Source organism: Pseudomonas sp. TAE6080 (assembly GCF_018732265.1).
In the GTDB taxonomy this organism is placed as follows: Bacteria; Pseudomonadota; Gammaproteobacteria; order Pseudomonadales; family Pseudomonadaceae; genus Aquipseudomonas; species Aquipseudomonas brenneri.
Map to the genome: position 1 here is coordinate 33,743 of NZ_JAHIDY010000045.1, position 11,457 is coordinate 45,199.

The 11,457-nt window shown below is 60.6% G+C and carries 10 protein-coding genes; 2 read left to right on the forward strand and 8 right to left on the reverse strand.

What is annotated here, in order from left to right; genetic code table 11:
- Positions 1–7 precede the first annotated feature (7 nt).
- The gene (locus KL786_RS25055) at positions 8–580 is read left to right on the forward strand and encodes a HupE/UreJ family protein (protein WP_215519333.1); all 573 of its coding nucleotides are present in this window, start codon (positions 8–10) and stop codon (positions 578–580) included.
- A 119-nt stretch (positions 581–699) separates the two neighbouring features.
- The gene (locus KL786_RS25060; protein ID WP_215519334.1) at positions 700–1,821 is read left to right on the forward strand and encodes an AGE family epimerase/isomerase; all 1,122 of its coding nucleotides are present in this window, start codon (positions 700–702) and stop codon (positions 1,819–1,821) included.
- A 120-nt stretch (positions 1,822–1,941) separates the two neighbouring features.
- Here the strand turns inward: KL786_RS25060 and KL786_RS25065 are convergent, their stop codons facing one another.
- From KL786_RS25065 to amaA, 8 genes are all read right to left on the reverse strand, one after another.
- A complete protein-coding gene (locus KL786_RS25065; RefSeq protein WP_215519335.1) occupies positions 1,942–2,847 on the reverse strand; it encodes a cation diffusion facilitator family transporter in 906 nt (301 codons plus the stop codon).
- Between the two features lie 181 nt (positions 2,848–3,028).
- Complete coding sequence (locus tag KL786_RS25070) at positions 3,029–3,793, reverse strand: SDR family oxidoreductase (protein ID WP_032862006.1); 765 nt, start codon at positions 3,791–3,793, stop codon at positions 3,029–3,031.
- 728 nt (positions 3,794–4,521) lie between these two features.
- On the reverse strand, positions 4,522–5,238 hold the full coding sequence (locus KL786_RS25075; protein ID WP_032862008.1) for an ABC transporter ATP-binding protein: 717 nt from the start codon (positions 5,236–5,238) through the stop codon (positions 4,522–4,524).
- Positions 5,235–6,110, reverse strand: a complete 876-nt coding sequence (locus tag KL786_RS25080) for an ABC transporter ATP-binding protein (protein WP_215519336.1) — start codon at positions 6,108–6,110, stop codon at positions 5,235–5,237. The genes KL786_RS25075 and KL786_RS25080 overlap by 4 nt, the downstream gene beginning before the upstream one ends.
- Positions 6,107–7,384, reverse strand: coding sequence for a high-affinity branched-chain amino acid ABC transporter permease LivM (gene livM / locus KL786_RS25085; protein ID WP_032862010.1), 1,278 nt, complete (start codon positions 7,382–7,384; stop codon positions 6,107–6,109). The genes KL786_RS25080 and livM overlap by 4 nt, the downstream gene beginning before the upstream one ends.
- A gap of 2 nt (positions 7,385–7,386) precedes the next feature.
- On the reverse strand, positions 7,387–8,301 hold the full coding sequence (locus tag KL786_RS25090; protein WP_029300506.1) for an ABC transporter permease subunit: 915 nt from the start codon (positions 8,299–8,301) through the stop codon (positions 7,387–7,389).
- 222 nt (positions 8,302–8,523) lie between these two features.
- Entirely contained in the window at positions 8,524–9,660 is a 1,137-nt protein-coding gene (locus KL786_RS25095) for a branched-chain amino acid ABC transporter substrate-binding protein (protein ID WP_032862014.1), read from the reverse strand.
- A 388-nt stretch (positions 9,661–10,048) separates the two neighbouring features.
- Positions 10,049–11,332 (reverse strand): L-pipecolate oxidase, encoded by a 1,284-nt coding sequence (gene amaA, locus KL786_RS25100; protein WP_215519337.1) that lies wholly within the window; start codon positions 11,330–11,332, stop codon positions 10,049–10,051.
- Positions 11,333–11,457: the final 125 nt, after the last annotated feature.

Below are 11,457 nucleotides of genomic sequence, written 5' to 3' on the forward strand. Positions count from 1 at the left end.
CTGTCTTATGAGCCTCAACAAACTGTTTGCCACCCTCGCCCTGCTACTGGTCCCGGCCCTGGCCTTTGCCCATCCGGGTCACGGCGACAATGGCCTGGTAGCCGGCATCAGCCATCCCCTCGGCGGCCTCGACCATTTGCTGGCGATGCTGGCCGTCGGCCTGTGGGCGGCGCAGCAACAAGGCGCGGCACGCTGGGCCCTGCCTTGCACCTTTGTCGGCACCATGCTGCTCGGTGGCGTGCTCGGTTTTGAAGGGTTGGCCTTGCCGGCCCTAGAAAGCGGGATTGCGGCGTCGGTGCTGGCCCTGGGCCTGGCAGTGGCTTTGGCGATTCGTCCACCCGTGGCGGTGGCGGTAGCTGCAACAGCTGTGTTTGCCTTGTTCCACGGCGTGGCTCACGGCCTGGAACTGCCGGACATGACCAGCCCGTGGGCGTATGCGGCCGGGTTTGTCGGCGCGACGGCTGTGCTGCACGCGGCGGGTTATGCAGTGGTGCGCTTTCTGCCGGCAGCGGCGGCGCCGCTGGTGCGGGTGGCAGGGGCGGCTTCGGCGGCGACTGGGGTTTGGTTGCTGGCGAGCTGAGTGATGCAGCGCTGTTGAGGGCCTCTTCGACTTGCTCGCGAAAGCGGTAGCAAAACCACCGCTGCCCCCAAGCCTGCTAACATGCGCGGCAAACACCCCTGCCGTGACGACGCCAGCCGATGCCCATCGCTCCAAGCTCTGCCAACAAGCCTCAACTGAATGCTGTGCTCACGCACTTCAACGACCTGATCGTGCCGCTCTGGCAGGGCCCAGGCTGGAATGCCGAGTTGGCGTTGCCCTATGAAGCACTGGATGCCGATCACCAGCCATTGGCCCCGCAGCGCTACCGCGCCATGGCCTGCGCCCGGCAGCTGTATGTGTTTGCCAGCCTGATCGGCGAGCCCGGCAAGGACTTTGCGCAAGAACGTGCAGCGGCGTTGTTCCGCTCGCTGCAACGGCACTTCCACGACGCCGAGCACGGTGGCTGGTTCTACAGCATCGACCCCCACGGCAAGCCGCTGGACAAGCGCAAAGACCTGTATACCCACGCGTTTATCATCTTCGCCTGCGCCCATTACTGGGCCAAGGTCCGCGAGCCGCTGGTGGAGTCGGTGCTCAACGCCGCCCTGGAAGTGGTCGCCGAGCGCTTTGCCACGGGCGACGGCTTGTATGAGGCCGCATTGGAGCGCGACTGGTCGTCCCTCAAATCCGGCCCGCTGCAAAACCCGCTGATGCATCTGGCCGAAGGTTTCCTCGCCACCCTCGCGGTGCGTGAAGACCCTGCGGTGCAACAGGCCCTGCTGGCACTGGCGACGGCCATGCAGCAACGCTTTATCGACCGCCAGCACGGCGTGATGATGGAAAAACCCCTGGGCGCTGTGGATAACTGGTTCGAGCCGGGGCACCAGTTCGAGTGGTTCTTCCTGCTGGAGTCCTCGTCCGTACTGCGCGGCACGCCCTTGCACGCTTCGCTGAGCCGGGCGTTTGGCTATGCCGAGCAGATGGGTGTGGATAACGTGAGCGGTGCAGTCAGCGGGATGCTGGCACTCGATGGCAGCGTGTGCGACGGCACCCAGCGGATCTGGGCCCAGGCCGAATATCTGCGCGCGCTGACGCTGCGGCCAGGCAGCGAAGCGGTGCTGGAGCGCCAGTTGCTGGCGTTGCAGCAGCATTTCCTGCATGCAAAGGGCTGGAATGAGTGCCTGGATGCCAAGGGTGAGGTGAGCCGGCGGGATATGCCGTCGACTACGCCCTACCATTTGGCGACGTGCTATCAGGGGTTGATCGAGTTTCTTGGCTGAACTTTCTGGCCCCATCGCAGGCAAGCCAGCTCCCACACTTGACCGAGTTCCATCTTTGGAATGTGGTCGAATGTGGGAGCTGGCTTGCCTGCGATAGCCTCACCTCGGTCTAACGGCCGGTCAAGCAATCCACTTGCGATCGCCGGTAAAGCTGATGGTCAACCAGCGCGCCTTGTCCGCCGCGCCCAGCCCTGTGGATATCTCTTCACGCAGCCCGTCGAGTGTCGCAACCTTATCCACTGGGTAATCGGCCGGCAACACCACATGAATCTCGATAAACCGCGCCCGCCCGTGTTTCTGCACGTAGGACACATAGTCATCGAAGCCATGCCGTGCCTGGGCCGCATCCATCACTTCGCGCACCTTGTCGTCCAACTGGTCCGGCGCAATACCCAGCACATCGCGCAAGGCCGGGCGCAGGATCTTCAAGGCCGGCGCCAGCATGCTCAGGGCCAGCAGGATCAGGATCAAGGGGTCGACATACACCGCCCATTCGCCATAGCCCTGGGACTTGAGCAGCAACGCAGCGAGGAAGCTCACCAGCAGGCCCACGGAGAGCATGGCGTCCACCAGCCAACTGATGTTGTCGAACTGGATCAACGACGACTTGAGCGTGCGATTGCGGTAGCGCACGTAGAAGAAATAGGCGAACTCGACCACGGTAAACACCGCGGCATAGATGATCACCAGCCCCAACTCGATCTCGCGCCCGCCATTGATAATGCCGAACACCCCGTTGAGAAACGCGTAGATGGCAATCAACAGCAGGAAACTGCCCTCGATCAGCAACACCATGGGCTCCAGGTGCCAGTAGCCGAACTGGAAGCGCTCGTTGCTTTTCTTGGCGATCAGCTTGGCCGTGATCAGCATCAGCACCTTGATAAAGGTTGCGATCAGCGAGAAAAAGCCATCGAACAAAATGGATTGGGCGCCTGATATCACACCCGTGACAATCCCGGCGATCGCCACGGCGAACATCAGGATGGTCGATTGTTTGAGCAGTGCCTGCTCACCTCGGTTACTCACATATCCTCCTGTCAAAACCTTTAAACCGCTGGGTGCGGTGGGGTTTTCAGGAGTGGAGTGTACCTTATGCCCTGTTTTGACCGATCTGACGCCTTCGCGGGCAAGCCCGCTCCCACATTCGACTGTGTTCACAAATCCAAGTGTGGGAGCGCTCGCGAAACAGGCGACGCGGTCTCAAGCCTTACTTGGCCCCACGCTCAATCGCAAACCCAGCCCAGGTCTGGCTCACCGGCATCAGTTCCAGGCGGTTGATGTTCACGTGCGCCGGGGTGTTCATCACCCAGAAGATGGTGTCGGCAATGTCCTGCGGCTGGATCGGCTCGGCGCCGGCGTAGGTGGCGTCGTAACGCGCCTGGTCACCGCCGAAGCGCACCAGGGAGAACTCGCTTTCGCACAGCCCCGGCTCGATGTTGGTCACGCGCACGCCGGTGCCTTGCAGGTCGCAGCGCAGGTTCAGGGAGAACTGTTTGACGAACGCCTTGGAGCCGCCATACACATGGCTGCCCGGGTATGGGTAGTTGCCGGCGATGGAGCCCAGGTTGATGATCCCGGCGCCACGGCCATGGGCGATCAGGCGCGGCAGCAGCAGGCTGGTGGTGGTCAGCAGGCCTTTGATATTGGTGTCGACCATGGTTTCCCAATCGTCGAGGCTGCACTTGGGCGCAGGATCCGTGCCCACCGCCAGGCCCGCATTGTTGATCAGCCCGCGCAGCTTGCTGAACGACGGTGGCAGGCTGGCAATCGCCTCTTCCATGCCCTTGCGGTCACGCACGTCCACCACCAGGCCATGCACCTCGGTCTGCTTGGAAAGCTCTTCGACCAGGGCATTCAAGCGCTCGGCACGACGACCGGTGAGCACCAGTTTCCAGCCGGCCTCGGCAAAGCGACGGGCACAGGCTTCGCCGAAACCTGAGGTTGCGCCAGTAATAAACAGCGTGTTGGACATGGTGTTCTCCTTGCGGGCATCGGGAAAAAATCAGCCAGCAGAATGCCCTTACCCCGCCGTCCCGGCAACCGCTAAGCACACAACTTGATACACGCCTGATCATTTTTTAACCATCTCAACCAATGCCCTATAAACCGTGGCTTACAGCCATGTGCGCGCAGGTTATCCACAGCTGCGCCCACAGTCTTTGGGGGCAAGTACGAAACCCTGCAGGCCGCTGAGTACGAGGCTTTCAGGGCGATTCAAAAAGTTTTTTGCTTGACCTTGGACCGGCCATATGTAGGCCTCTGCAAACGAATGTGTCGAGGGGCATGGCTCCAGGCCAGTAAAACCGGCCTCTACGGAGGTCTTTCCAGAGTTTAATCACAGACTTATCCACAGGCCTGAACGTCATCTTTCGGTCATACACCTGTGTCTTTGAACAGGTTGACAAACCCTGCCGGGCCCCACAAAAAAGAGCCTGTTCAAAAAACAACCACCGCGCTGTAAGCCTTGTAAATAAAGGCTTGCAGCCAGCTACTCCCATGTTACCCACAGCCGGTTCCACAGCGGATGGGGACAAGTCATTTGTGTGACAAAACAGGGATTTGCGGCGGCTATATGTCGCGCTTTGGGAGGTGTGTGGATTTGTTTTCCACAATTTGCCGGCGTGCTTGAGAACACCCCAAAACACTGTGGGAGCGGGCTTGCTCGCTCCCACAGGGGTCTTGCGTACAGCGTGTGATTATTTAGTGCCCGCCGAGGTAGGCGTTGCGTACTTCCTCGTTGACCAGCAGCTCCTTGCCGCTGCCTGTGAGGCGAATCTCGCCGTTGACCATCACATACGCCCGGTCAGACAGGCGCAACGCGTGGTTGGCGTTCTGCTCCACCAGGAAGATGGTCATGCCGGTGGCGGCCAACTCACGCAGGGTGGCAAAAATCTGCTTCACCACGATCGGCGCCAGCCCCAGGCTCGGTTCATCGAGCAGCAACAGCTTGGGCCGACTCATCAGCGCCCGGGCGATGGCGAGCATTTGCTGCTCGCCACCGGACATGGTCATTGCGCGCTGGTTGCGCCGTTCCTTGAGCCGTGGAAACAGCTCGAACATGCGCTGCATATCCTCGCTGGCGTGTTTGTCGCCAATGGGGATGGTGCCCATCAGCAGGTTTTCCTCGACGGTCATGTCGGGGAACACTCGCCGCCCTTCCGGGGACTGGGCGATGCCGTTGGAAGCGATGTAGTGGGATGACTTGTGGGTAATGTCCACGCCCTGGTACAGGATCTGCCCCGACTCGGCCCGTGGCTGGCCAAAGATCGACATCAATAGTGTGGACTTGCCCGCGCCGTTGGAGCCGATCAGGCTGACGGTTTCGCCTTCGTCGATGTGCAGCGAGACTTTCTTCAAGGCCTGGATCGGGCCATAAAACACGTCCAGATCCTTCATTTCGAGGATAGGTGTACTCATACCAACTCCTCTTCATCGGCGCCCAGGTAGGCCGCGATCACTTTCGGGTCGTTGCGGATCGCTTCCGGCCCGCCCTCGGCGATGACGTTGCCGTGGTCCAGCACCACGATGTGGTCGGAAATACTCATCACCATGCCCATGTCATGTTCAATCAAGACCACTGTGAGGTCGTGTTCGTCGCGCAGCAGGCGAATCATCGCGCTGAGGGCTTCGGTTTCCTGGGGGTTGAGGCCCGCAGCCGGTTCGTCGAGGCAGATGATCTGCGGCCGGGTGCACATGGCCCGGGCGATTTCCAGGCGGCGCTGCTGGCCGTAGGACAACTCGCCAGCCAGGCGGTTGGCGCAGTCCACCAGGTCCACCACTTCCAGCCAGTAGAAGGCGTGGTCCAGTGCATCGCTTTCGGCCTTGCGGTAGCCCTTGGTGTTGAGGATGCCCGCCAGCATGTTGCGGTTGACCCACATGTGCTGGGCCACCAGCAGGTTTTCCACCACAGACATTTCCTTGAACAGGCGAATGTTCTGGAACGTGCGGGCCAGGCCGGCGCGGTTCACCAGGTGGGTGCCGCCGAACATCTTGTAGTACACCCGGCTGAAAAAGCTCTTGGGTGAAACAAAGTCGGTGGGCTTGAAACGTTCCCCCAGCAACTGGATCACGTTGGTCTGCTTGCCGCGGATGTTGAGTTCGATCTTGCCGCCGCTGGCCGTATAAAAACCGGTCAGGCAGTTGAACACCGTGGTCTTGCCGGCACCGTTGGGGCCGATCAGGGCGAAGATCGAGTTGCGCTCGACCTTGAGGCTCACATCGCTCAAGGCCTTGATGCCACCGAAGTGCATCATCAGGTGCTCTACATTGAGAACGACTTCCCTGCTCATGGCGCCACCCCCTTGCGTGGTGTCACCCCGGTTCGGCTGATCCGGATCAAGCCCCGTGGGCGCCAGATCATCATCACCACCATCAGCACGCCAAACAGCAGCACGCGGTACTCGGAGAAGCTGCGCAGCAGTTCAGGTGCCACGGTCAGCACGAACGCGGCAATCACCACGCCCACCGTCGAACCCATGCCGCCCAGCACCACAATCGCAAGGATCAGCGCCGACTCGAAGAAGGTAAACGACGACGGGTTGACGAAGCCCTGGTAGCTGGCAAAAAACACCCCGGCCAGGCCAGCAGTGGACGCACCAATGGTGAACGCCGAAAGCTTCACCAGCACGTGGTTCAGGCCCATGGAACGGCAGGCAATCTCATCCTCGCGCAAGGCCTCCCAGGCGCGGCCCACCGGCATGCGGGTCAGGCGGTGCTTGATGTACAGCACCAGCAGCACCACCAGAAACAGCACGATGTAGATGAACAGGAATTTCACGTTGGGGTTGTAGGCAATGCCGAAGAACTCATGGAACGGCACCCCGCCTTCCTTGGCCCGCCGGCCGAATTCCAGGCCGAGGAACGTCGGCGATGGCACCGGCATGCCGTTCGGCCCACCGGTAAACGACAGCCAGTTGTTGAGCACCAGGCGAATGATTTCACCAAAACCCAGGGTCACGATGGCCAGGTAGTCACCGTGCATTCGTAACACCGGGAACCCGAGGATGCACCCCGCAAGCGCAGCAGCGATGGCCGCCAGCGGCAGCACCGTCCAGAACCCTAGCCCGAGGTATTGGTAACCCAGGGCCAGGCCATAGGCGCCGATGGCGTAGAACGCCACGTAACCCAGGTCGAGCAGGCCGGCCAGGCCGACCACGATGTTCAGGCCCAGGCCCAGCAACACGTAGATCAACCCGAGGATCACCACGGTCAGCAGGTACTTGTTGGCGAAAAACGGAAAGACGATGGCGATCACGATCAGCGCCGGGATGATCCAGCGCAGCCGCGACTTGTAGTCCGGCGCCAGCACATGCACACCGGAGCCCGAGGTTTCAAAACCCTGGAGAATCTTCAAGCCCTTGGGGGTTTGCAGGAACAGGCTCATGACCAGGCGCCCGACCATCACGATGGCCACCAGCAAGCCCACGCGGGCCGGTTCCAGGTTGAAGCTGTAGCCGTCCAGGACCACGCCGACGATGGGCCCGAACACGATCAGGGAAATCAGCCCGGCGAGGACTGCATCGACCACACTTTTCTTGATATCGATAGATTTGGCTGCAGACATGTTTACACCTTCGCCACGAGTGGGCGACCAAGCAGGCCCTGGGGACGGAAAATCAGAATCACCACCAGCAGGGAGAAACTGAACACGTCTTTGTAGTCAGAGTTGATCAACCCCGAGAACAGCGACTCGGAAATCCCCAGGATGATCCCGCCCAGCATCGCCCCAGGCAGGGAGCCGATGCCGCCAAGTACCGCGGCGGTAAATGCCTTGATGCCGATGATGAAGCCGGCATAGAAGTCGAACGTGCCGTAGTTCAGGGTGATCAGCACACCGGCCAGGGCCGCCATGGCGGCACCGATGACAAACACGTAGGAGATCACGCGGTCGGTGTTGATCCCCAGGATCGAGGCCATCTTGCGGTCTTGCTGGGTCGCGCGGCACATGCGGCCGAGCTTGGTGTACTTGATGATGTAGGTCAGCAGCGCCATGCCGGCAAAGGCCGCGACCAGGATGAAGACCTTGGTGTAGGTCAACTGCACGAACCCAGTGCCGATATCGACGCGCCAGGCGCCGGCCAGCAGGGTCGGAATACCTTGTTGCTTGGCGCCCTGGGCGATCTGCGCGTAGTTTTGCAGGATCAACGAAATGCCGATGGCGCTGATCAGCGGGGCCAGGCGGGTGGAGTTACGTAACGGTTTGTAGGCGACACGCTCGATGACCCAACCGTAGACGCCGGTGACCACCACGGTGAATATCAACGTGCCAAGGATGAGTAGCGGAAAGGATTCGAGGCCGAAGTAAGCCAGCAGTGCCAGACTGATCGCCGCGAGGTAAGCGGAAATCATATAAACCTCGCCGTGGGCGAAGTTGATCATGCCAATGATGCCATAGACCATTGTGTAGCCGATGGCGATCAGGCCATAGACCGACCCGAGGGTCAGGCCGTTGACCAGTTGCTGCAGGAAAATACCATCCATAACGCAATCTCACGCGGTGAGGACCTGCACACCGTTGGGTGTGCGGCCCTTCTGGAGGAAAAGACAGATTGGGTGCCGGACACCATGGCCCGGGCAACCTCGATCCAATGTGGGAGCTGGCTTGCCAGCGATAGCGGTTTCACATTCAACACAGGTGTTGGCTGTCAATCCGTCATCGCGGGCAAGCCCGGCTCCCACAAGGGGTCGGTGGTGGCTGGTTGATTACTTCTGCTTTTCCAACTGGTGGTATTTGCCGTCCTTGTCCCACTGGTAGACCACGTAATCGGAGACTTTCAGGTCACCCTTGGTGTCCCACTCCTTCTTGCCCATCACGGTTTGCACCGGGTTGGCTTTCAGCCACTTGGCCGCGTCTTCGCCCTTGTTGGACTTGGCGCCGTTGAAGCCAGCTGCCAGGGCCTGGATCGAAGCGTAGGCGTACAGGGTGTAGCCTTCTGGCTCAGTGCCATTCTTGCGGAACTCTTCCACCACCGCCTTGCTGTCGGGCAGCAGGCGCGGGTCAGCACCGAAGGTCATGTAGACGCCATTGACGTACTGCGCACCACCAGCAGTGGCGACCAGTTCATCGGTCACCACACCATCGTCGGACATGAACTTGACGTCCTTGAGGCCCGCTTCACGGATCTGGCGCACCAGTGGACCGGCTTCCGGGTGCAGGCCGCCGAAGTACACGACGTCGGCGCCCAGGGAACGGATCTTGGTGACCAGGGCGCTGAAGTCTTTCTCGCCACGGGTCAGGCCTTCTTCCAGCACGGGCTTGACGCCGCGCTTGGTCAACTGTGCCGCAGTGGCATCGGCCAGGCCTTTGCCGTAGGTGTCCTTGTCGTTGATGACGGCGACTTTCTTGCCCTTGAGCACATCGACGATGTAGTCACCGGCCACGATGCCTTGCTGGTCGTCACGCCCGCACATGCGGAACATGGCGCCCAGGCCACGCTCGGTGACTTGTGGGTTGGTGGAGCCTGGAGTGATTGCGATGATGCCCGCTTCGTCATACACCTCGGAGGCTGGAATGGTGTTCGAGGAGCAGAAGTGCCCGACCACGCCGATCACTTTGTCCTGGTCAGCCAGGCGGTTGGCCACGGCCACGGCCTGCTTGGGCTCGCACGCATCGTCACCGGCCACCAGCTTGATCTGCTCGCCATTGATCCCGCCGGCCTTGTTGATAACGTCAGCTGCCGCCTGGGCACCTTTCATGTACTGCTCACCGAAGGCAGCGTTGGCACCGGTCATCGGCCCCGCTACGCCAATCTTCACATCAGCTTGAACAAACGTAGAAACACCCAGCGCGGCAGCTACCGCGAGGGCCAGGAAACCTTTCTTGTAAAACGTCTGGGACATGAGTGGTGCTCCGAGTTTTTTGTTGAATGGGCACTGCAATTTCACTTCAAACTTTCACTTGAAACCTTCACTAAAAGCTCAGAGCAAGCAGCGTGCCATTGCGTTTTTTTATTTCAGAAAGACACGGTGTCATTGTTATTACAGGTGTTTCGGGGCCTTTTTGGCGGGACGTGCAACCGTCTAGCTCGCAAAGGTGCAACCAATGAAAGAAAAGGGTGAAACCCGCCCGAAAAACTGATGTCAGCCAGCCATCAAGCGAACCCTTGATCATCTGTAACCATGGGCGTAACGGAAGTGCACATTTACAGTGCGTCACTGCTACGACTCGCACCAATACAGATTAGTAGCCGGCTAAGAAAATGCCGGCTTTTGAGGGGTATTTCGCTGATCAGATGACAATTCGCAGGCATTGGCCGGCGTGGTACAGCGAAAATCCGGCCTCGTACAGGCAACTGCGCAGGCCCACCCCGGCCAGCGGTTGCATGGGGGCGAACGGAATTGGCAGGGCCTGGGGATCCTGGTGGCACAAATAATCGGCAAATGCCTTGCCCACTACGCTGCCCGTGGTCACACCACGCCCGTTGTAGCCAGTGACCGCCACCAAGCCGGGCGCAGGCTCGAAAAGGCGCATCAAGTGGTCCGGGGTGAAGGCGATGCAGCCGGTCCAGGTGTATTGCCAATCCACCGCCTTGAGAAACGGGAAGTAGTGCTGCTGCACACGGTCGGCCCAGGCCTTGAGGAACCACGCCGGCTTCTGGTTGCCATTGCCCAGGCTGCCCAGCAACAAACGCCCCTCGGCATCGCGGCGGATGCTGCTCAGCACCTGGCGCGTATCCCAGGAACCCTGGCCGCCCGGGAGGATTTGTTGCGCAGCGTCATCGCTCAATGGCGCCGAAGCCACTTGGTAGTAATAGCCGGGGAAAAAATTGCGCCGCAAATCCGTCCACTCACCTTCGGTGTAGGCATTGGAGGCGATCACCACGTGTGCAGCCTGCACCGCGCCTTGGGCAGTTTGCACAGACCAGTGCTGGCCCTGGCGCTCCAGTTGCGTCACCGGGGAATGGTCGAACAACTGCCCGCCCAGGCTCACCGCCGCATTGGCCAGGCCGCTGGTGTAGGCCATCGGGTTCAAGGTACCGGCGCGCCGGTCGAGCAAGGCCGCGGCGATCTTTTTGGTCCCGGTGGCCTGCTCGCACGCGGCACCGGTCAACAGTTCGACGGGCGCGCCACGGCGCTTCCACTGTTCCTCGCGGCTGCGCAGGTCGGCTTCGCCACGGGCGTTGTGCGCCATGTGCAAGGTGCCCTCACGGCGCAACTGGCAATCAATCTTGTACTTGTCGATCAGGCTGAACACCAGGGACGGTGCCGCACCGAGCATGCGGTTGAGCTGGCTGCCCACCGCCGTGCCGAAACCGGCCTCGATCTCGTCCGGGGGGATCCACATCCCGGCATTGACCAAGCCCACGTTACGCCCCGAACCGCCATGGCCGGTGCGATGGGCCTCCAGCACGCACACACTTTTGCCTTGCTCCAGCAAATGGATGGCCGCTGACAAGCCGGTGATACCAGCGCCGATCACGCACACATCGGCTTTAACTTCGCCCTTGAGCGCGGCGCGATCCGGCCGGCCAGGGGTCAGTTGTTCCCACAAACACGCTTCGCGTAATGGCATTGCCAGACTCCGGGATGAGACCTAACAAACAATTGTTGAACTGCAAACCCGATCAACTGTGGGAGCTGGCTTGAACTGGTCCAGTAATTTCGGACATTCTTTTCGGTTCTCACGCTGCTAGCTTT